Source organism: Phyllobacterium sp. CL33Tsu, assembly GCF_900113985.1.
In the GTDB taxonomy this organism is placed as follows: domain Bacteria; phylum Pseudomonadota; class Alphaproteobacteria; order Rhizobiales; family Rhizobiaceae; genus Phyllobacterium; species Phyllobacterium pellucidum.
The window spans coordinates 1,473,660-1,493,041 of the sequence record NZ_FORJ01000001.1; the positions used below are offsets into that span (position 1 = coordinate 1,473,660).

Consider the following 19,382-nt stretch of genomic DNA (forward strand, 5'->3'; position numbering starts at 1 on the left):
TCAGGCACTATAGCCGTCGGTCGCGACTTGTCCGATCCGGCTTGGAGAAAATGATGAAGGCAGGAAACGTGCGCTATCGGACGCTGGAGGATATTCCGGAGAGCGTGCCGATCTTTCCGCTGTCGGGGGCATTGCTGCTACCCGGCGGACAACTGCCGCTCAATATCTTCGAACCGCGCTACCTTGCGATGATAGATGCGGCGCTTTCCGGCAAGCGCATCATCGGCATGATTCAGCCGCGCTTTGACCAGGAGGAGGGTGAAGAAGCGGAGCTGTGCGAAGTCGGCTGCCTCGGTCGAATCACCTCCTTCGCTGAAACGGGCGACGGACGCGTGCTGATCACGCTTCAAGGCATCTGCCGTTTTCGTATCGTCAAGGAACTTGGAACGCGAGCGCCCTTCCGGCAATGCAAGATCGCACCCTTGCGTGCCGATCTCGACGAAGCCGATGAGTCGGAAGTCGATCGCGCGGCGCTCCTGCGCGTCTTCCGCGCCTATCTCGACGCCAACAGCCTGGAAGCGGATTGGGACGGCATCGCCCGCGCCGGCAATGAGACACTTGTCAACGCATTGGCGATGATGTCGCCGTTCGGCGCGGCCGAAAAGCAGGCGCTGCTCGAAGCCGCCGACCTCAAGACCCGGGCAGAGACGCTTATAGCCATCACCGAAATAGCCCTCGCCAAGGATGAAGATGGCTTTGAAGGCAGCCTGCAATAGGACGAGGACCTCGCAATGGCCGAAGAGAAACGCGATACTCCCATCGACGTCAAACTGCTGGAACTGCTGGTGTGTCCCTTGACCAAGGGTCCGCTGACCTACGATCAGGCGAACTCCGAGCTGATTTCCAAATCCGCTCATCTTGCCTATCCGGTTCGTGACGGCATTCCGATAATGCTTCCATCGGAAGCGCGGCCGATCGAGGATTAGGCGGCTTCCTTGATTGTCTCATCGTTCCAGCGATTGGCTTTCAGCCGGCTTTGCGCCATAATACGAGTCAGTTGAATGACTGACCGAGCGCAGATGCCAAGGCAAAACGACAAACGGGAAATTTTGACTGCGACGGCTGCGGGGCTGTTCTGGCGCCAGGGTTATACCGTGACCAGTCTCGCCGATATAGCGGTCAGCTCCGGCATTCCGCTTGGCAATATCTACTATTATTTCAAGACTAAGACCGATCTCGCACGCAGCGTCGCGGACATTTTCGTTGCCGAAACCGAAGACATGCTGACCCAGATCGTCGCCTCGGACCAGGATCCCCGGCGTCGCCTGCAACTGCTGATCGACAAACTCGCCCAATCGCTCAAGAGCCGCGTCGAGCATGGTTGTCCGATCGCGCTGGGCATCCGGGATTTTCGCCGCGATTCACCTGAGGCGGCGAGCCGAGCGGCCGAAGCCTTCAGCCTCCTCATCGGTTTCATCGGCCGGGAGCTGGGGCGCTCGGGCATTCGGCCATCCACTGCCCTTGCGATAGCACGCAACGCGGTGGCTGAATGGCAGGGCGGTATTATGCTTGCCCATGGCCTTCGCGACCCTACCGTGCTTGCGGAAAGCTTCAGGCGTATGGAACGGCTGCTGCTTGGTGCCAAATCCAACGCGTGAATGCTGGCAAGCACACACCTCGCATATGGCGGCAAAACGCACTATATGATGCCGGAACGTCATCATGGAGTTGTAATGGCCCGAAGCAACCAAGCTGCCGACTGGGGTAACCGATTGTCACCTTCCCTTGGCGAGATCGAATCGCTGGCGATCGAGGCTTATGCACATCTGCCGGAAACCTTCCGCAGCCTTTGCGGCGATATCACCATTCAGATCTCGGATTTCCCCGAGGACCAGATCGTCGAAGATATGGGCTTGGAATCGCCGTTTGATCTTCTTGGGCTTTTCGAGGGAACGGGCATCGGTGAGCGTTTCTCGCTGCAGACGGGACAGCAGACAAATCGCATCACCCTCTACAGGCGTGCAATCCTCGACTATTGGGCTGAGTATGAAGAGGCCCTCGGCGATATCGTGACCCATGTCCTGATCCACGAGATCGGCCACCATTTCGGCCTATCGGATGAGGACATGGAACGGATCGAGGCTACCGTCGACGGGTAGAGGCCGGCCGCAGGCGATGAAGCGCGGGCCGGCATTAGAGCGATTCAGTAGTCGCCGAGCTTGATACCCGGCTCATAGTCCACGCCATCGACATCCTTGACGACTGCCTGGCCGCATTGCATCACCCCCGTCGCCGAGTTGAAGGCGTAGGTCGGCGATCCGTAAATGTGCCATCCCTTGTTTATGGCGGCCGTAACCTTGTGACAGAAGCTCGCATCATCAGGGCCCGTCAGAAGCCGATAAAGTTTCATGGTGTTTTCCCAGGTTCAAAGCGAAACCAGCCGATCCGGCTTCGCTCAATTTTTGCCAAGAGCCTCCATCTTTGTCACGAGCTTTTGTGCCGTTTCAAGATGCAGGCGTTCGATCATTTTTCCGGCGAGCGAGATGACACCCTTGTTGGCGTTCTCCGGCTGCGCAAAGGCGGCGACAATGGCACGCGCTTCACTTAAGGCTTGTTCATCGGGAAGGAATGCCACATTGGCGGGCTCGATCTGCGTGGGGTGAACGAGACTTTTGCCATCAAAGCCCATCGCTGCGGCCTGGGCGCATTCGTCGGCGGATCCCGCAAGGTCAGCAAAGTCATTGAACACACCGTCGATGACATCCAGCTTGCCGGCCCTCGCGCAAAGCAGCACCTGCATCAGCCACGCAACGAAAAACGCGCGGCCCTTCTCCAGACGAGTTCCTGTTTCCTTCGCTATGTCGTTGGTGCCGACGACGAGACAGTCAAGACGCGCGGTCGAACGCAGTCCAAGCTCGGCGATTGCATCGACGTTGAGGATGCCGCGGGCCGTCTCGATCATCGCCCATAACCGGATGTTTTCCGAAGCATCGGTATCGTCGAGAACCTCGGCGACGTTGGTCACGTCCTGCGGCGTCTGAACTTTAGGCAGGAGAATGGCGTCGGGCCTACAGGCGCGGGCGGCGAGAAGGTCCTCGGCGCCCCATTCGGTATCAAGCCCGTTGATCCGGATGATCCGCTCCGCTCTGGTTGCTGATTGGGCATGGAAATAGTTACGGAGACTTTCTCGTGCGGCCTCTTTCGCCTCGGGAGCCACAGCGTCCTCCAAGTCGAATATGACGGCATCCGCTTGCAGCGAAGCGACCTTGGCAAGGGCCTTGGCATTCGATGCGGGAACGTAAAGAACTGAGCGACGCAGGCGAAAAGGTTTCGTCATGGCGGTTTTGTGCCTTGATCGCCGCATCAAGACAAGTGCAATCCTGCGTGAAGCGGCGCAGCGCTCAAAGTGCCACAGGCGAAACGCTTTGATTCGCTGCAAAGCTGGTGTAAAGCGAACCATACGTCTCTTTCCGGAATTCTGCAGGCTGACACCATGGACAAATTCACCAAGCTCACCGGCGTTGCGGCTCCGCTGCCCATCGTCAATGTCGACACCGACATGATCATCCCGAAGGACTACCTGAAGACGATCAAGCGCACCGGTCTCGGGACGGGCCTGTTTGCCGAGATGCGCTACAATGAAGACGGCAGCGAGAATCCGGACTTCGTCCTTAACAAGCCTGCCTATCGCAAGGCGCAGATTCTGGTCGCAGGCGACAATTTCGGCTGCGGTTCGAGCCGTGAGCATGCGCCGTGGGCCCTACTCGATTTTGGCATACGCTGCGTTATTTCGACCAGCTTCGCCGATATCTTCTACAACAACTGCTTCAAGAACGGCATTTTGCCGATCCGCGTCAGCCATGATGATCTCGACAAATTGATGGACGATGCGCAGCGCGGCGCCAATGCGACGCTTTCGATCGATCTCGAGGAGATGACGATCAAGGGACCGGATGGCGGCACGATCCACTTCGACCTCGACGCGTTCCGCCGCTACTGCATGCTCAATGGCCTCGACGACATTGGTTTGACGATGGAGAAGGCGTCCAAGATCGATACGTTCGAAACCGCGAATGCGGAAAAGCGCCCCTGGGCTTGAGTGTTTTTAAGATTGCTTATCGGGCCCGCTTCGGCGGGCCTTTTCATTTGCAGACCCGCCAAAGTTTCAAAAAATTGCGCGCAACGCTTTCCATCTTTGCCGAACTTGCGCTAAGGAACCGCCATTCCATTCAACCGCTCTAGAGGTTTCCCCCTGATGGCATCGAAAAAGCTCCTTCTTCTTCCAGGTGACGGCATTGGGCCCGAGGCAATGGCCGAGGTTCGCAAGATCATTGCCTACATGAATGCCGAACTTGACAGCGAGTTCGTGCTCGATGAAGGCCTCGTCGGCGGCAGCGCCTATGACGCGCATGGTGCAGCGATCTCGGAAGCCGACATGGCCAAGGCGCTGGCCGCCGATGCTGTGCTCTTCGGCGCGGTGGGTGGGCCCAAGTGGGACAGCGTTCCTTACGATGTCCGCCCGGAAGCCGGGCTTTTGCGCCTGCGCAAGGACATGGAGCTTTTCGCCAATCTGCGTCCCGCCATCTGCTATCCGGCACTTGCGGACTCCTCGTCGCTCAAGAAGGACGTGGTCGAGGGCCTCGACATTCTGATTGTGCGCGAGCTGACCGGCGGCGTCTATTTTGGTGAGCCGAAGGAGATTCGCGATCTCGGCAACGGTCAGAAGCGTGGCATCGATACGCAGGTTTATGACACCTACGAGATCGAGCGCATTTCCGGTGTCGCCTTCGAGCTTGCGCGCACCCGCGCCAACAAGGTGACATCGATGGAAAAGCGCAACGTCATGAAGTCGGGTGTGCTCTGGAACGAGGTCGTCACGGCGACGCACAAGGCCAAGTATTCCGACGTCAAGCTGGAGCACATGCTGGCCGACGCTGGCGGCATGCAGCTCGTGCGCTGGCCCAAGCAGTTCGACGTCATCGTGACGGATAATTTGTTCGGCGATATGCTGTCCGACATCGCAGCCATGTTGACGGGTTCCCTCGGCATGCTGCCGTCGGCGTCGCTCGGCGCACCCGATGCAAAGACCGGCAGCCGAAAGGCGCTCTACGAGCCCGTGCACGGCTCCGCGCCGGACATTGCCGGTACAGGCGCTGCCAATCCGATCGCGATGATCGCCTCGTTTGCGATGTGCCTGCGCTATTCGTTCAACATGATCGCCGAAGCCGATCGGCTGGAGGCTGCGATTGCCGGCGTTCTCGATGACGGCATCCGTACGGGCGACATCATGTCGGAAGGCAAGACCAAGGTCGGCACCGTCGAAATGGGCGATGCGATTCTCGCCAAGTTCAAGGCCCTTGCGGCCTGAGGAGCATCGCACCAACAAAAGAAAAGCCCGGCGCGACAGAATCGCGCCGGGCTTTCTCATTTGTGCGGGATCACTCTACGGCATGAAGATCCGTGCCTTTCGTATCGCGTACGAAAAGCAGGCCGATGACGAGGGTCATCGCCGCAATCACGATCGGATACCATAGGCCATAGTAGATATCGCCCTTGGCAGCGCTCATTGCGAACACCGTTGCCGGCAACAGGCCCCCGAACCAGCCATTACCGATGTGGTAGGGCAGCGACATGCCGGTATAGCGGATGCGGGTCGGGAACATCTCGACCAGGATCGCGGCAATTGGCCCGTAAACCATCGTGACGTAGAGCACGAGGATGAACAGAATACCGATAACCTTCGGCCAATTGACGGCCGCCGGATCAGCCACCATTCTGAATGCCCCAGCGCCCGGAACGGAGAAGACCGCGACTTCCGTCGCACCCGCCGCCTCGTCAGCGGTGATCAGTTTGTCCTTTACCGCCTGCGCCACCGGTACCATGGTCTTCGTTCCGCCGCGAATGGCGGCAGCGTCGAGTGCTAGCTTCGGATTGGCCGCTACAAAGGCATCGAGCTTTGAATCAGCAACCTTGGCCGGGTCGCGGACCAGCGGATACCCTCCGTCCTGGAGCGCGGTGTTGACGCCCTTGGTGAAGGCAGCCGTCTTCGCCGCAGCATCAGCGCCGGCAGTCGCGCCGTCGAACGATGAGACGGTTTCGCTGCCGATCGTCACGGTTGCCGGTGTGCCTGCAGGTGCGGTCGCTACGATGTCATAGGGTATCGAGCTCTTTGCCAGGAAGTCGGTGGCAATATCGCACGAGCTGACCGGTTTGCGGGTTCCGACGGGATTGAACTGGAAGTTGCAATCACCGGGGGCCGCTGTAACGGTTGCCCGCACCGTTTCCTGTGCCTTCGCCAATGCCGGGTTGGCAGCCCAGGTCAACGCATGGAACAACGGGAAATAGGTGATGATCGCCAGTGCAAGACCCGCCATGATGATGGGCTTGCGCCCGATCCTGTCGGATAGCCAGCCGAAGAAGACGAAGAAGCCCGTACCCAGCAACAGGGCGATCGCGATCATGATATTGACCGATTGCCCATCGACCTTCAGCACGTTCTGCAGGAAGAACAGTGCGTAGAACTGACCGGAATACCAGACGACCGCCTGGCCTGCGGTGAGACCGAAGAGGGCCAGAAGCGCGATCTTGGCGTTCTTCCATTGGCCAAAGGCCTCCGAAAGCGGGGCCTTGGAGCCTTTGCCCTCTTCTTTCATCCGTTGGAAGGCAGGCGATTCGCTCAAGGACAACCGAATCCAGACGGAAATGCCGAGAAGGACAAAGGACAGGATGAACGGCAAGCGCCAGCCCCATGCCGCAAACGCTTCCTTGCCGAGCCAATTCTGGATGACGAGGATGACGATGAGCGAGAGGAAGAGACCCAGCGTCGCCGTGGTCTGGATCCAGCTCGTGTAATAACCGCGCTTATTGTCCGGTGCATGTTCGGCGACGTAGGTCGCAGCACCACCATACTCACCGCCAAGCGCCAATCCCTGCAGCATGCGCAGGGCGATCAGGATGACCGGAGCTGCAATGCCCCAGCTCGCCGATCCTGGAAGGATACCGACGAGGAAGGTCGACAGGCCCATGATCAGGATTGTCACAAGGAACGTGTATTTGCGGCCGACGAGATCGCCGATGCGACCGAAGACCAGAGCGCCGAACGGGCGGACAAGAAAGCCTGCGGCAAAGGCGAGCAGTGCGAAGATGTTGCGTGTTGCTTCAGGATATTCGCTGAAGAAGGCCGCGCCGATGAAGGCTGCCAAGGACCCATAAAGATAAAAGTCGTACCATTCGAAGACGGTACCGAGCGAGGAAGCGAAGATAACCTTCTTCTCTTCCCGCGTCATTCCCCGACTGGACGAGTCGGCCAAAGACGTCGTTGCCATTGTATTCCTCCCAGAAAACGGCAGTTGAACCAAGAACACCCACAGCAAACCCCAATCGGTGTTCTCCACTGTCGACACTGCGCATGATCATATCCCCCGATGCACTTGGCTCGTGTTGACCATGCGCCGGTGAATGTCCTCCGGAATTTCTCCCCCCAAAGGTCATGCACCTCATGCACATGCAAATTGTTGACTAAATATTGAAGAAAGCAAAGCCCGCACCTTACGTAAATTGTCCAAAATCATGTGGAACACGACATATTCTTGTCATTTGAGCGGGCGATTGACTCTTTTACGAAAGTGCGTACAAGCACAGACGGATATGGAGACGCCTCTCGTGGCAAGCGAATCAATTGCTCTCGCCCTGATGAACCGTTCCGGCATGATCGCCGGACGCCTTGGCGTGCCCGCGTCTGTCCTCACCACCATGGCCAAACAGACTGCGAAAACGACCACCAAAACGGTCTGATTTCCCTTGGCCTGCTCGCCCCCTCCCGGGTCCGGCCCGGGGGTGAGACCCGCAACGGCCAGCGGGTTTTCCAAAGAGCAGAGAGGGGACAGGAGATTGCTAAAATGAGTTTCAAGGTTGCGGTTGTTGGCGCCACGGGCAATGTGGGCCGCGAAATGCTTACCATCCTCGAAGAGCGCGGCTTCCCGGTAAGCGAAGTCGTTGCCCTCGCATCGCGGCGGTCACAGGGCACGGAAGTGTCCTTCGGGGACCGGACGCTGAAGGTGAAGGCGCTCGACACCTATGACTTCTCCGACACCGACATCTGCCTGATGTCGGCGGGCGGTAACATTTCCAAGGAATGGTCGCCGAAGATTGGTGCACAGGGCTGCGTCGTCATCGACAACTCTTCAGCCTGGCGCTACGACGCCAACGTGCCCCTGATCGTGCCGGAAGTGAATCCGGATGCAATTACCGGGTTCACGAAGAAGAACATCATCGCCAATCCCAATTGCTCGACCGCCCAATTGGTCGTCGCCTTGAAGCCGCTGCATGACAGGGCCAGGATCAAGCGCGTCGTCGTTGCCACCTATCAGTCGGTTTCCGGCGCCGGCAAGGAGGGCATGGACGAGCTGTTCGAACAGTCACGTGCCGTCTTCGTGGCCGATCCGGTGACGAACAAGAAGTTCACCAAGCGGATTGCCTTCAATGTCATCCCCCACATCGACGTCTTCATGGAGGATGGCTACACCAAGGAAGAGTGGAAGATGGTTGCGGAGACCAAGAAGATGCTCGACCCCAAGATCAAGCTGACGGCGACCTGCGTGCGCGTGCCGGTGTTCATCGGCCATTCCGAGGCGGTCAATATCGAGTTTGAAAGCCCGATGAGCGCTCAGGAAGCCCGCGAGATCCTGAGCGATGCGCCAGGATGCCTCGTCATCGATCGCGCCGAGGATGGCGGCTATATCACGCCGTACGAAGCCGCGGGCGAAGACGCCACTTATATTTCGCGCATCCGCGAAGACATCACTGTGGAAAATGGCCTGTCACTCTGGGTCGTTTCCGACAATCTGCGCAAGGGTGCGGCGCTCAACACAATTCAGATCGCCGAACTGCTCGTTGCGCGCGGACTGATTCAGCCGAAGCAGATCGCAGCCTGACAGGGACTGGAACTTTCGAAATCAAGGGCGCGGGCAACCGCGCCCTTTTTTATGCGCCGAGCTTGTCCGCCAGATCAACGAGATCGCTGGCTATCACGTCCCAATCGTCAAGAGGCGCCAGATCGGTGGTCTGTGACGGACCGTGCTCGGCTGGCCTTGGAATAAAGGCCGTACGCATTCCGCAGCGACGCGCTCCGGCTAGGTCGTCATTGTGAGCCGCAACCAGCATGACCTGATCAGGTCGCAGCCCCAGGAATTCGCATGTGCGCAAATAGGCTTGAGGCGCGGGTTTGTAGACCTGGACAACATCCGATCCGAGGATGACGTCCCACGGCAGTCCGGCGCGCTTTGCCATGTCGAGAAGGAGGCTGGTATTGCCACCGGATAGTGGCCCGATGATGAATTTCGACTTCAATCGCGTCAGGCCGGAGATCGAGTCTGGCCAGGGGTCGAGGCGATGCCAGGCGAGGTTCAGTTCGTCGAGGTCGGCGCTCGGCAAGAGCTTTGGCTCGATACTGACGGCTTTGAACGCCGCTTCGAGATTTTCCCGATTCAGCACGTCCAGCCGCGCGAAGGGGCGTTTGCCGCTGCGCACCGCGTCCGTCGCCTGATCGTAGAGGCGCGACCAAGTATCGGCGAAATCAGCTGCGTCGACGTGAACGACGCCGCAACGCTCAAGGAAAGAAGATACCTGCCGCGCGATCCCGCTGCGCCAATCGACGACGGTGCCCAGCACGTCGAACAACAATGCGCGTACCTCAAGCGGCGTGCTGTGCTTTGTGTTCATGCAGGCTGATCCCTTGTCTCGATGCTCGCGATGAGATTGTCGCGCATGTCCAATAACTCTGTTCTCAGCGATTTGGCGTCTTCGAGCGTGCAGCCAAAGGCCTTGCCGATCGCGAGCGGCACCGCTTCTGCCTTTGCACGGAGGCTGCGCCCGCTGTCAGTCAGATTGATCAGCACCTGACGCTCGTCCACGGTGTCGCGGCGACGGGTGATAAGGTCCATTGCCTCTAGCCGCTTCAACAGTGGCGTCAGCGTCCCAGAATCGAGGTTGAGCCTGTCACCGATGGCCCTGACCGTCTGGTTCTCCTCCTCCCACAGCACGACCATCACGAGGTATTGGGGGTAGGTAAGCCCGAGCGCGGAAAGCCTTGGATGATAGGCGCGGGTCACGGCATTTGCAGTCGAATAGATCGCGAAGCACAGGAAATTGTCGAGCTTGAGCAGCGAGTCCGATGCAGTTGGCGCGGTTTTCTTCATTCTGGAAACTCCTGCTCTTAGTGCAAGCACAATCTAATCGGCGTGCTTCGATTGCGCACCATTTAATTTTTATCATCTATATCCGAAATTCATATTGCGTACAATTAAGTTGTGTGCAATTTAAAGCGTGTCGAATGAATTCAACCAGAGGTAACGACGATGAGCATTCTCTACACCACCAGGGCAACGGCAACCGGCGGACGCGATGGCATTGCCAAGAGCGAAGACGGTCGCCTCGAAGTGACGCTTTCCACGCCGAAGGAGCTCGGAGGCAACGGTGCTGGCGGCACCAATCCGGAGCAGCTGTTTGCCGCCGGTTATTCGGCGTGCTTCCTCGGCGCGATCAAATTCGTCGCTTCGCAGCGCAAGGTTAAAATTTCGGAGGAAACGGCTGTAACCGCGACGGTTGGCATTGGCCCGCGCGCGGACGGCAAGGGTTTCGGCCTCGACGTTGCCCTTGCCATTACGATGCCCGGCGTCGATGCAACGCAGGCCCGTGAGATTGTCGACGCCGCGCATATTGTCTGCCCCTATTCAGAGGCTACGCGCAGCAATCTCGACGTGCGTCTTTCGGTTAACTGATCAGAGTTTACGCAAGCCCACGCTTTTCGATCATCGCATCGGGCGTGGGCATCTTGCCGCGGAATGCCTTATAAAGCTCCTCCGGGTCGCGGCTGCCGCCGGCCGAGTAGATAAACTGCTTCAGCTTACCCGCAAGTTCGGAGTTGAACACGTCGCCGCTTTCCTCAAATGCCTTGAAAGCGTCGGCATCGAGTACTTCCGACCACATGTAGGAATAGTATCCGGCCGAATAGCCGTCGCCCGAGAAGACATGGGTGAAATGCGGCGTGCGGTGGCGCATGATGATCGCATCCGGCATTTCAAGCTGCTTCAATGTGGCGGCTTCAAATTCAATTGGATCGGATGGCGGGGTGCCATCGGCGTGGAATGCCATGTCGACCAGCGCAGATGAGGTAAATTCCACCGTGTTGAACCCGGCGTTGAAGGTATTGGCGGCCAGCACCTTGTCGAGCAACGCCTTTGGCATCGCTTCGCCCGTCCGGTAGTGGACGGCATATTTTTCGAGAATGGCGGGTACGGTCAGCCAGTGCTCATATAATTGCGAGGGAAGTTCGACAAAGTCGCGCGAAACCGAGGTTCCCGATACGGCCGGCCAGGTCACATCCGACAAGAGCCCGTGCAGGGCGTGGCCGAATTCGTGGAACAGGGTTCGAGCGCCATCGAGCGAAAGCAGCGCCGGCTCGCCCTTCGACGGCTTGGCGAAATTCATGACGTTGTAGATGATCGGCGCATGGCCGCCGTCGAGCTTATGCTGTGACTGCAGGGCGCTCATCCAGGCGCCCGAGCGCTTCGACTGGCGATTGAAGTAGTCGCCAAGGAAAAGGCCGCGCTTGCTGCCATCTGGGTTGAACACCTCCCAGACACGTACATCGGGATGCCAGGTGGGAATCCCGGTCTTTTCGGCGAAGCGAATGCCGAAGAGGCGGGTCGCAACGTCGAAACAGGCTTCGATAATCTTTTCAAGCTGGAGATAAGGCTTAAGTTCGGTTTCGTCGAAGGCGAAGCGTTCGTTGCGCAGCTTCTCGGCATAGTAGCGCCAGTCCCATGGCTCGACCCTGTGGTTGCGGCCTTCCCCGGCAATGAGGCGCTGCAAGTCCACTTCCTCTTCCGCCGCCCGTTCCTTGGCCTTTTCCCACACAGGCTCAAGCAAATCCATCACCGCCTTTGGCGTTTTCGCCATGGTGTCGTCGAGCTTATAGGCGGCAAAGCTTTTATAGCCGAGGAGCCCCGCCTTTTCTGCGCGCAGCTTCACCATTTCGGCAACAATCGCAGTATTGTCGGTTTCGGCGCCGTTCTCGCCACGTGCTGCCCAGGCGCGGAATGCCTTCTCCCGCAAGTTGCGATTCTCAGAGAAAGACAGGAAGGGCTCGATAATCGAGCGCGAGAGCGTCACGGCCCATGCATCATTGCGGCCGCGTTCCTCGGCAGCGCCTCGCATGGCGTCGCGCACGAAATCCGGCAGGCCGGCAAGTTCCGTTTCATCGGTGATGAAAAGGGCCCAGTCGGCTTCGTCCTTGAGCACGTTCTGGCCGAATTGCGCGCCAAGGCTTGCCAGCCGCTCGTTGATGTCGGCGAGCCGCGCCTTGCCTTGTTCATCGAGCTTCGCGCCGCTGCGTACAAAGCCTTTCCAGGTCTTTTCGAGGACGCGGTCAGTCTCCGCGTCGAGTCCGAGCAGGTCGCGCTGCTCAAAGAGCGAATCGATGCGGGCAAAGAGATGTGGATTCATCATGATCGATGAAGCATGCCGCGACATTTTAGGCGCGATCACACGTTCCAGAGCCTGGATCGTATCATTGGTATGCGCACCCGCGCGCAGCCAGAAGATTGCCGAGACATGATCGAGATCCTTGCCCGAAAGCTGCAGCGCCTTCAGCGTATTGTCAATGGTCGGCGCTTCGGGGTGGGTGACGATCGCATCGATGTCGGCAAGGTCCGAGATAAGGGCCGCGTCGAAGGCGGTGGCGAAATCGTCGTCGTTGAATGCCGTGAAATCGGGAAGTCCAAGTGGCCCGGTCCAGTTCGTCAGCGCGTGGTTGAAGGCCGGTTTCTGCGTGGACATGGGAGCTCCCTGATCAAGTATGGAATTTGGCTTTAAACATTTAGGGCGGACCCGCGGCCGTCACAAGCTGCGAAGTCCAACATATAAGATCCTAAGTAAAAAGCGGAACCAAAGGTCCCGCTTTTCAAGCTCTTGTGGCTCAGCTGCTGCGCTTGCGCGCGGCAAGTGTACGCAGCCGCAGTGCATTGAGGCGGATGAAGCCGGCCGCGTCCTTTTGGTCATAGGCACCGCGATCGTCTTCGAAGGTAACCAGCGCATCCGAGTAGAGCGACTTCTTCGATTTCCGGCCCGACACCATGACATTGCCCTTGTAGAGCTTGAGCCGGACTGTGCCTTCCACGTCGTCCTGGCTCTTGTCGATCATGGCCTGCAGCATTTCGCGCTCCGGTGAGAACCAGAAGCCGTTGTAAATGAGCTCAGCATAGCGCGGCATAAACTCGTCCTTGAGGTGGGCCGCCCCACGATCGAGCGTGATCGATTCCATCGCCCGGTGTGCGGCAAGGAGAATGGTGCCACCGGGGGTCTCGTAGACGCCGCGTGACTTCATGCCGACGAAACGGTTCTCGACGAGATCGAGCCGGCCAATGCCGTTGTCCCGGCCAAGGTCGTTGAGCGCCTTGAGCAGGGTTGCCGGCGAGAGCGGCTTGCCGTCGATGGCAACGGCATCACCCTTTTCGAAAGCGATCTCGATCTCGGTTACCCGGTCCGGCGCTTCCATCGGGGAGATCGTGCGCTGGTGCACATATTCCGGCGCTTCCTGCCACGGATCCTCCAGCACCTTTCCTTCGGATGAGGAGTGCAGAAGGTTGGCGTCGACCGAGAACGGCGCTTCGCCGAGCTTGTCCTTGGCGATCGGAATCTGGTGCTCACGCGCAAATTCGAGAAGGTCCGTGCGCGACTTGAAGGTCCAGTCGCGCCAGGGCGCGATAACCTTGATGTCGGGATTGAGCGCGTAGGCGGAAAGCTCGAAGCGAACCTGATCATTGCCCTTGCCGGTCGCGCCGTGAGCGATCGCGTCAGCGCCGGTCCTGGCGGCGATCTCGACGAGATGTTTGGAAATCAGCGGGCGGGCGATCGAGGTGCCGAGCAGGTAGACGCCTTCATAGACCGCATTGGCGCGGAACATCGGGAAGACGAAATCGCGAACGAATTCCTCGCGCACGTCCTCGATGTAGATTTCCTTGATGCCGAGCAGCTCGGCCTTCTTGCGCGCCGGCTCCAGCTCTTCGCCCTGGCCAAGATCGGCTGTGAAGGTCACGACCTCGGCGCCGAGCTCGGTCTGCAGCCACTTCAAGATGATCGATGTGTCCAGTCCGCCGGAATAGGCCAGCACGACTTTCTTGACGTCTTTCCACTTGTTCATTTTGCTATCCCTGATGCCGGGAACCACACGCGTTCCGTTGCGGTCTTTTAACAGTTAGCGCCATGTTGGCAAGCAGCGCGCCATGGTGAATCGACGCATTCTATGGGCGTGTCGCAATCCATCCGCGCTGACCGTATTGGTTTCGGGCGCCAATCAGGTCGCGAGCCCGAAGTGCCGCGTAAAACGGTGGCCATTCGACCCGCCGCCAGCCGCCAACGACTTCTTCGACATTGAAGCCCAATGATTTCAGCTTGTCGGCCACCGGCTGCTCGTTGGTCATGACCAGCTTGATGCCGGGCGCAATGCCGGCCTCGGGGAAGCGGCGCATTTGCGGGAAGGGCGCTTCCCGATCCATGTAGAGGCGCAGTTTGGCCGCGTCGAGGTGGGAGCCTATGAACAGCACCTGATCCTGCGGTAGATGCAGCGGTCCCGCCTTGGCGGCGATGACGGCACCGATATCCGGCAGCAGCAATCCGCGCAGCACCGGCGTGCTGATGAAGGCGGCACTGAGCAAAAGCAGCGCAAAGCACGCTGCCAGCCGCTCGGTGGTTGCACCCCTGCTGTAGAGCCACAGGCCGGCCAATCCGGCAACCGCAATGATTGCCAATGCGACGACGATGACTGGCGGCAGGAGGAGCAGGCCGAGCAGCAAGATCACGGCAAGCGCGCCCGCCATCAAAATCATCGAAATGCGCAGGATGACGCGAAGGACACTATCGGCCCGCTGGTCCATGACGGATTGAAGCGCTACCGCAAGAAGAACGCAAAGCAGCGGAATGACGGGAATGATATAGCGATACGACGCATAGCGGGAGAGCGAGAAGATGATGGCAACCGTGACGATCCAGCCGGCGATGAACGGTGCGGCCGCGCCGATGGACTGGACGGTCGGACGCTTGCCACTTGTCCTCGCCCCGACGAGAAGCATCACCAGCCAGAGAAGCACGGGCAGAAAAAGCCCGGCAATATTGCTGCTCAAGCCATCGACGAAAGTGCCAAACCCGATCGCGACTTTTTCGGAAAGCTGATCGCCGACGAAGTCGGATGCAAGTTCGCTCGAAGCCGTGAAGGATTGATAGGCGAACCAGGCGCCGAAGATGACCATCGAGGGCAAAACGACGGATGGCTGCCAGAGCCGCCGTGCGCGCGGCCGCAACGAGGCGACGCCAAGCGCATAGGCGATGACATAGGCAACCATGGCAAGTGGCAGCAGTCCCTTGGTCAGGACAGCAAATCCGGTGCCGCCATAAGCCAGGAGGGCGTAGGTCCGTTGGCGGTCGTCCTTGAAAAGAAGGCCAGTGAAACCGATGAAGCCAAGGAGCATGAACAAGGTCAGCGGCAGGTCCGGTATGGCATTAAAGCTGGCGCGCAGGAACGCGCCATTGGCAGCGAGCAAGGCCACGGCGAGCAGCGCCGTCTGGTCGTTGCGCGTCAGGATGCGGGTAAACTGAAACGTCGCGAGAAGGATAGCGGCCCCGCCGACAAGCCAGAAGAAGCGCGAGCCAATAACGGAGATCCCGAATATCTCCATTCCCGCCAGGCTCATCCAGTAGGTGAATGGCGGCTTCTTCAGGCGCACGTCACCTTCGGCGGTATGCGGCGTCAGATAGTCGCCACTCTGCATCATGATGACCGCGCCGTTCGAGTAGTAGCGTTCGTCCGGAAAATGCAGGATCAGGCTTGAGCCGAGCGGAAGCAGGCCGATGATGAAGGCGAGAGCGAGAAATATTGCGAGCTTCGTTCTGGAGGTGGTTGTGCTCGACGGGCCCGGTTGCGCGGGAACCGTCATGGTGTCTTGAGGCATTGTTCTTCTTGGCACCTATTGTTCTTGTTCGGGCTACATAGCCGCTTTCGGTCATGCCCGCCAATACAAAGATGTGAAGCCTACAAGGCGGGGCGGACGCCTGGATAAAACCTCCGCATCAATAACTCCCCGGCCCATGCGACCGCCGAGAAGATGACCAGCGTGGACAGGGAGCCCAAAACGACATCGGAAATATAGTGCCGGCCAAAGGCAACGCGCAGCATATCCGTCGTGATCACGATCGCCAGCATGATCCAGAAAACCCGCTGCCGCTGATGGTGCGGCCAAAGCGGCAGCAGGCAGATGATCCATGCAATACCGGCGGCTTCACCGGAAACAAACGAACAATTGTGAAGGCAGGCCTTCGACCATTCGGCGGCAGCAACAAAAGGCAGGTCGCCGCCAAAGAGCAGCGAATCTGCCGGGCGCGGCCTGCCGACGAACTCTTTCAAGTATCCATTCACCAGCAGCCCGGGTCCCAGCGCCAGCGTAATCAGCGACACGGTCGAGATGCGGATACGCTCGTGGTTCCATCGAAGTCCGGAAGCGAGATCGCGTAGTGCGATCGTGACGACGACGCTCGCTCCGACCATTGGGAGGGCGTAGAACACGCGGCGGAGCGTTTTCAGCAGGTGGACCGAACTTGCGGGAAAATCGCCGCATATCGAACCGGCGGCTCCATTGGCGCATTGACGGGCGATAAAGAAAATCGATGAGACGTCCTTGTCGAACTCGGGGGCGCTGTTGAACAGGATGGCGAGCGCCATCCAGAGGATCAGGAGCCCTGCAAGGCAAGTTGCTTCGCTCCAGGCGCCGAATCCGTATTGGGCCGTTCCACATGGCTTTGAGGTTGTCCGGTAGTAGACCATGGCTTCCCTGGCGGCCGATGATTCGAGCACTCTTGTGCAATGCTTATGTTGCAACGGCATTACGGCGTGATGAGGAAGTTATCGTGCCCTTGTTATGGCAAGGTTTTTTCGTTCGTGTCGTCGGGACAGCTGAAATCTGATAGCCAAAATCGGTCTTTCGCGTTAATTTCCGCCCGCTTCGACGGAGTACTCTTATGAATTTCATTCCAGACTGGCCCACAATTCTGCAATTTGCCATCGCGACCTTCGTATTATCCATCACGCCGGGTCCGGATATGACCCTCTTCGTGGGGCGGGCACTGTCGGAAGGGAAGGCAGCGGGCTTTGCCTGCCTTGCCGGCGCCAGCACCGGCATCGTCGTCCATACGACAATGGTCGCCATCGGCCTCTCGGCGCTGATCGTCGCGTCGCCAACCGCGTTCTTCGCGCTGAAGATCGTCGGCGCCGGCTACCTCGTCTGGCTCGCCTTCCAGGCGATCCGCAATGGCTCGGCTTTCTCGCCCGAAAAGAAGATCGGCCAGTCGCACACGCTCTTCCAGAATTGGCTGACGGGATTTGGTATCAACCTGCTAAATCCCAAGATTATTCTCTTCTTCATGACGTTCCTGCCGCAGTTCGTCTCGGCCAGTGATCCGCACGCGCCCGGCAAGCTGTTTTTCCTGGGCGTGCTCTTCATCCCCATGGCGCTGCCTGTGGTTTCGCCGATGATTATCGCGGCCGACAAGTTCTCGATGCTGCTCAAGAAAAGCCCGCGGGTCACTCGCATTACCGATTGGCTGTTTGCTGGCGTGTTTTCGGCCTTTGCCGCGAAGATCCTGATGGCGCAAGCGAAATAGCTAGATATTGCGGTGGGGAGCGCGCTGTGCTCCAAGCCCCGCCGTTCGCCCCGAAACCAGCCAATAGACAGCGCCGCCGACAACGCCGGTGGCGAGGATCGCAGCAAATGTGCTGACATCCTCTGATTGCGGCCGCCATTTCCAGACGATGACGAAGAGCGCCGTCGCAGCGCCGCCGAGAGCGTAGAACAACCAATCGCGCCAGCCCGTCAACTCGGCGTACAGGATCAGCATTGCGGACGGCACGAAGACGCTATAGCCGATCACGACCGCAAAGACCGGTACCGTCGTATAGAGAAAAGGACCCTCCGTGCCGATCCACTCCGAACTGCCGAGGAGCAGCATGTTCAGGAAAATCGACGCGGCAATGATTGCGCAGATGAAGCCAAAAACGGCGAGGGCGAAGCGAAAGAGACAATGCAGAAGCTGGGTCAATCTTCGCCATGCCCGGCGATCATCGCCGCTTCGAAGGCGAGGCGCTCCGTCTTTTTCATGCGTTCCGATTCGGATTTGAGCTGACCGCAGGCGGCAAGAATATCGCGGCCGCGCGGCGTGCGGATCGGCGAGGCATAGCCCGCATTGTTCACGTAATCGGCAAACTTTTCGATCTGTTCCCAATCGGAACACTGATAGTTGACGCCCGGCCAAGGGTTGAACGGAATAAGATTTATCTTGGCCGGAATGCCCTTCAGGAGGCGGACCAACTCCTTGGCGTCATCGAGCGAATCGTTGACACCCTTCAACATCACATATTCGAAGGTGATGCGCTTGGAATTGGAGAGGCTCGGATAGGCGCGGCATGCGTCAAGAAGCTCCTTCAATGGATACTTCTTGTTGATCGGGACCAGCATGTCGCGAAGGTCATCGTTCACCGCGTGCAGGGAAATCGCCAGCATGACACCGATTTCTTCCCCGGTGCGGTAGATTTCAGGAACGACGCCAGAAGTCGAAAGGGTAATGCGACGCTTCGACAGCGAAAGCCCATCGCCGTCGGAGGCGATCAGCAGGGCCTTCTTCACATTCTCGAAATTATAGAGCGGCTCGCCCATGCCCATCATGACGATGTTGGACACCTTGCGGCCCTCGGCCGGCACAATCGCGCCATCCGGCGTATTGCGATCGGGAAAATCGCCAAGGCGGTCGCGGGCAATGAGCAACTGCGCCAGGATTTCCTCAGCCGTAAGGTTGCGCACGAGCTTCTGGGTGCCGGTATGGCAGAAGGAACAGGTGAGGGTGCAGCCTACCTGGCTCGAAATGCACAACGTGCCTCGCCCTTCCTCCGGAATATACACCGTCTCGATCTCGACAGGCCGTCCGGCACCGCGCGGGGGAAAGCGAAAAAGCCATTTGCGCGTGCCGTCGTTGGAAATCTGTTCTTCGACGATCTCGGGGCGGGCAATGGTGAAATGGCGCGCAAGCAGCTCGCGCATATCGCGGGAAATGTTGAGCATGTCGGGAAAATCCGAAACGCCGCGCACATAGAGCCAGTGCCAAAGTTGCGCCACGCGCATCTTGATCTGGCGCTCGGGGACGCCGATGGCGACAAGGGCCTCGCCGATTTCTGCGCGCGTCAGACCGATCAGCGAAGGCATTTCTGCTGCCGCGGTCGGGCGTGCGTCACGGGATTTATCCCGGGCAACAGAATGTGTCAGGTCAAGCGCTACAGACATGGGATTTTCTAACGTTCTTTCGTGAAGCGCGGCTCATATCACGTTCCGGGCCGACATGCAAAA

21 protein-coding genes are annotated in these 19,382 nt (G+C 58.8%); 10 read left to right on the forward strand and 11 right to left on the reverse strand.

All coding sequences use genetic code 11. The annotated features are described in order from the left end of the window. The first annotated feature begins 53 nt into the window (after positions 1-53). The 4 genes from BM074_RS07140 (at position 54) to BM074_RS07155 (ending at position 2,099) form a co-directional block, all read left to right on the forward strand. Positions 54-716 carry an LON peptidase substrate-binding domain-containing protein gene (locus tag BM074_RS07140; protein ID WP_027230947.1) on the forward strand — a complete coding sequence of 221 codons (663 nt, stop codon included), beginning with the start codon at positions 54-56 and terminating at the stop codon, positions 714-716. A 15-nt stretch (positions 717-731) separates the two neighbouring features. Continuing rightward, positions 732-926 carry a Trm112 family protein gene (locus tag BM074_RS07145; protein WP_027230948.1) on the forward strand — a complete coding sequence of 65 codons (195 nt, stop codon included), beginning with the start codon at positions 732-734 and terminating at the stop codon, positions 924-926. A gap of 75 nt (positions 927-1,001) precedes the next feature. Beyond that, the gene (locus BM074_RS07150; RefSeq protein WP_244532743.1) at positions 1,002-1,598 is read left to right on the forward strand and encodes a TetR/AcrR family transcriptional regulator; all 597 of its coding nucleotides are present in this window, start codon (positions 1,002-1,004) and stop codon (positions 1,596-1,598) included. A gap of 75 nt (positions 1,599-1,673) precedes the next feature. After that, a complete protein-coding gene (locus BM074_RS07155) occupies positions 1,674-2,099 on the forward strand; it encodes a metallopeptidase family protein (protein ID WP_091921544.1) in 426 nt (141 codons plus the stop codon). Between the two features lie 44 nt (positions 2,100-2,143). Here the strand turns inward: BM074_RS07155 and BM074_RS07160 are convergent, their stop codons facing one another. Both BM074_RS07160 and BM074_RS07165 read right to left on the reverse strand, forming a co-directional pair. Next, the gene (locus BM074_RS07160) at positions 2,144-2,350 is read right to left on the reverse strand and encodes a DUF1737 domain-containing protein (RefSeq protein WP_027230952.1); all 207 of its coding nucleotides are present in this window, start codon (positions 2,348-2,350) and stop codon (positions 2,144-2,146) included. 45 nt (positions 2,351-2,395) lie between these two features. Then, complete coding sequence (locus BM074_RS07165) at positions 2,396-3,277, reverse strand: HpcH/HpaI aldolase/citrate lyase family protein (RefSeq protein WP_091921546.1); 882 nt, start codon at positions 3,275-3,277, stop codon at positions 2,396-2,398. A gap of 156 nt (positions 3,278-3,433) precedes the next feature. Here BM074_RS07165 and leuD point away from each other — a divergent pair, with 156 nt between their 5' ends. Both leuD and leuB read left to right on the forward strand, forming a co-directional pair. Then, positions 3,434-4,039 carry a 3-isopropylmalate dehydratase small subunit gene (leuD, locus tag BM074_RS07170; protein WP_027230954.1) on the forward strand — a complete coding sequence of 202 codons (606 nt, stop codon included), beginning with the start codon at positions 3,434-3,436 and terminating at the stop codon, positions 4,037-4,039. 156 nt (positions 4,040-4,195) lie between these two features. After that, the gene (gene leuB, locus BM074_RS07175; RefSeq protein ID WP_091920768.1) at positions 4,196-5,308 is read left to right on the forward strand and encodes a 3-isopropylmalate dehydrogenase; all 1,113 of its coding nucleotides are present in this window, start codon (positions 4,196-4,198) and stop codon (positions 5,306-5,308) included. A gap of 70 nt (positions 5,309-5,378) precedes the next feature. On the opposite strand, the gene BM074_RS07180 is transcribed toward leuB, so the two are convergent. Further along, positions 5,379-7,265, reverse strand: a complete 1,887-nt coding sequence (locus BM074_RS07180) for an MFS transporter (RefSeq protein ID WP_091920770.1) — start codon at positions 7,263-7,265, stop codon at positions 5,379-5,381. Positions 7,266-7,602: 337 nt separating this feature from the next. Between BM074_RS07180 and BM074_RS23430 the strand changes: the two genes are divergently transcribed. Continuing rightward, complete coding sequence (locus tag BM074_RS23430) at positions 7,603-7,734, forward strand: hypothetical protein (protein WP_255695232.1); 132 nt, start codon at positions 7,603-7,605, stop codon at positions 7,732-7,734. A 104-nt stretch (positions 7,735-7,838) separates the two neighbouring features. Further along, entirely contained in the window at positions 7,839-8,873 is a 1,035-nt protein-coding gene (locus BM074_RS07185) for an aspartate-semialdehyde dehydrogenase (protein WP_091920772.1), read from the forward strand. Between the two features lie 49 nt (positions 8,874-8,922). Here BM074_RS07185 and BM074_RS07190 read toward each other — a convergent pair whose 3' ends face one another. Together BM074_RS07190 and BM074_RS07195 are read right to left on the reverse strand one after the other, a co-directional pair. After that, a complete protein-coding gene (locus BM074_RS07190; protein WP_091920774.1) occupies positions 8,923-9,660 on the reverse strand; it encodes a haloacid dehalogenase type II in 738 nt (245 codons plus the stop codon). Continuing rightward, on the reverse strand, positions 9,657-10,136 hold the full coding sequence (locus BM074_RS07195) for a MarR family winged helix-turn-helix transcriptional regulator (protein ID WP_091920775.1): 480 nt from the start codon (positions 10,134-10,136) through the stop codon (positions 9,657-9,659). Before BM074_RS07195 ends, BM074_RS07190 begins: the two co-directional genes overlap by 4 nt. Positions 10,137-10,295: 159 nt before the next feature. Between BM074_RS07195 and BM074_RS07200 the strand changes: the two genes are divergently transcribed. Then, a complete protein-coding gene (locus tag BM074_RS07200) occupies positions 10,296-10,718 on the forward strand; it encodes an organic hydroperoxide resistance protein (RefSeq protein ID WP_091920777.1) in 423 nt (140 codons plus the stop codon). A gap of 7 nt (positions 10,719-10,725) precedes the next feature. Here BM074_RS07200 and BM074_RS07205 read toward each other — a convergent pair whose 3' ends face one another. From BM074_RS07205 to BM074_RS07220, 4 genes are all read right to left on the reverse strand, one after another. Further along, positions 10,726-12,777 (reverse strand): M3 family metallopeptidase, encoded by a 2,052-nt coding sequence (locus BM074_RS07205; protein ID WP_091920778.1) that lies wholly within the window; start codon positions 12,775-12,777, stop codon positions 10,726-10,728. Positions 12,778-12,916: 139 nt separating this feature from the next. Further along, entirely contained in the window at positions 12,917-14,140 is a 1,224-nt protein-coding gene (locus tag BM074_RS07210) for an argininosuccinate synthase (RefSeq protein WP_091920780.1), read from the reverse strand. A gap of 100 nt (positions 14,141-14,240) precedes the next feature. Further along, the gene (locus BM074_RS07215) at positions 14,241-15,944 is read right to left on the reverse strand and encodes an ArnT family glycosyltransferase (protein WP_091920782.1); all 1,704 of its coding nucleotides are present in this window, start codon (positions 15,942-15,944) and stop codon (positions 14,241-14,243) included. Between the two features lie 80 nt (positions 15,945-16,024). Beyond that, positions 16,025-16,843, reverse strand: a complete 819-nt coding sequence (locus BM074_RS07220) for a phosphatase PAP2 family protein (protein WP_175498921.1) — start codon at positions 16,841-16,843, stop codon at positions 16,025-16,027. A 164-nt stretch (positions 16,844-17,007) separates the two neighbouring features. Here BM074_RS07220 and BM074_RS07225 point away from each other — a divergent pair, with 164 nt between their 5' ends. Further along, complete coding sequence (locus BM074_RS07225) at positions 17,008-17,649, forward strand: LysE family translocator (RefSeq protein WP_027230964.1); 642 nt, start codon at positions 17,008-17,010, stop codon at positions 17,647-17,649. Here BM074_RS07225 and BM074_RS07230 read toward each other — a convergent pair whose 3' ends face one another. Further along, positions 17,650-18,084, reverse strand: coding sequence for a hypothetical protein (locus BM074_RS07230; protein WP_091920786.1), 435 nt, complete (start codon positions 18,082-18,084; stop codon positions 17,650-17,652). It lies immediately after the preceding gene. Next, positions 18,081-19,319, reverse strand: a complete 1,239-nt coding sequence (rlmN, locus tag BM074_RS07235) for a dual-specificity RNA methyltransferase RlmN (protein ID WP_027230965.1) — start codon at positions 19,317-19,319, stop codon at positions 18,081-18,083. The genes BM074_RS07230 and rlmN overlap by 4 nt, the downstream gene beginning before the upstream one ends. Positions 19,320-19,382 lie beyond the last annotated feature (63 nt).

Bases quoted from the DNA above. Each gene is read 5' to 3' on its own strand.
- BM074_RS07140 (WP_027230947.1), top strand. From the start codon at position 54: ATGAAGGCAGGAAACGTGCGCTATCGGACGCTGGAGGATATTCCGGAG.
- BM074_RS07145 (WP_027230948.1), top strand. From the start codon at position 732: ATGGCCGAAGAGAAACGCGATACTCCCATCGACGTCAAACTGCTGGAA.
- BM074_RS07150 (WP_244532743.1), top strand. From the start codon at position 1,002: ATGACTGACCGAGCGCAGATGCCAAGGCAAAACGACAAACGGGAAATT.
- BM074_RS07155 (WP_091921544.1), top strand. From the start codon at position 1,674: ATGGCCCGAAGCAACCAAGCTGCCGACTGGGGTAACCGATTGTCACCT.
- BM074_RS07160 (WP_027230952.1), bottom strand. From the start codon at position 2,350: ATGAAACTTTATCGGCTTCTGACGGGCCCTGATGATGCGAGCTTCTGT.
- BM074_RS07165 (WP_091921546.1), bottom strand. From the start codon at position 3,277: ATGACGAAACCTTTTCGCCTGCGTCGCTCAGTTCTTTACGTTCCCGCA.
- leuD (WP_027230954.1), top strand. From the start codon at position 3,434: ATGGACAAATTCACCAAGCTCACCGGCGTTGCGGCTCCGCTGCCCATC.
- leuB (WP_091920768.1), top strand. From the start codon at position 4,196: ATGGCATCGAAAAAGCTCCTTCTTCTTCCAGGTGACGGCATTGGGCCC.
- BM074_RS07180 (WP_091920770.1), bottom strand. From the start codon at position 7,265: ATGGCAACGACGTCTTTGGCCGACTCGTCCAGTCGGGGAATGACGCGG.
- BM074_RS07185 (WP_091920772.1), top strand. From the start codon at position 7,839: ATGAGTTTCAAGGTTGCGGTTGTTGGCGCCACGGGCAATGTGGGCCGC.
- BM074_RS07190 (WP_091920774.1), bottom strand. From the start codon at position 9,660: ATGAACACAAAGCACAGCACGCCGCTTGAGGTACGCGCATTGTTGTTC.
- BM074_RS07195 (WP_091920775.1), bottom strand. From the start codon at position 10,136: ATGAAGAAAACCGCGCCAACTGCATCGGACTCGCTGCTCAAGCTCGAC.
- BM074_RS07200 (WP_091920777.1), top strand. From the start codon at position 10,296: ATGAGCATTCTCTACACCACCAGGGCAACGGCAACCGGCGGACGCGAT.
- BM074_RS07205 (WP_091920778.1), bottom strand. From the start codon at position 12,777: ATGTCCACGCAGAAACCGGCCTTCAACCACGCGCTGACGAACTGGACC.
- BM074_RS07210 (WP_091920780.1), bottom strand. From the start codon at position 14,140: ATGAACAAGTGGAAAGACGTCAAGAAAGTCGTGCTGGCCTATTCCGGC.
- BM074_RS07215 (WP_091920782.1), bottom strand. From the start codon at position 15,944: ATGCCTCAAGACACCATGACGGTTCCCGCGCAACCGGGCCCGTCGAGC.
- BM074_RS07225 (WP_027230964.1), top strand. From the start codon at position 17,008: ATGAATTTCATTCCAGACTGGCCCACAATTCTGCAATTTGCCATCGCG.
- rlmN (WP_027230965.1), bottom strand. From the start codon at position 19,319: ATGTCTGTAGCGCTTGACCTGACACATTCTGTTGCCCGGGATAAATCC.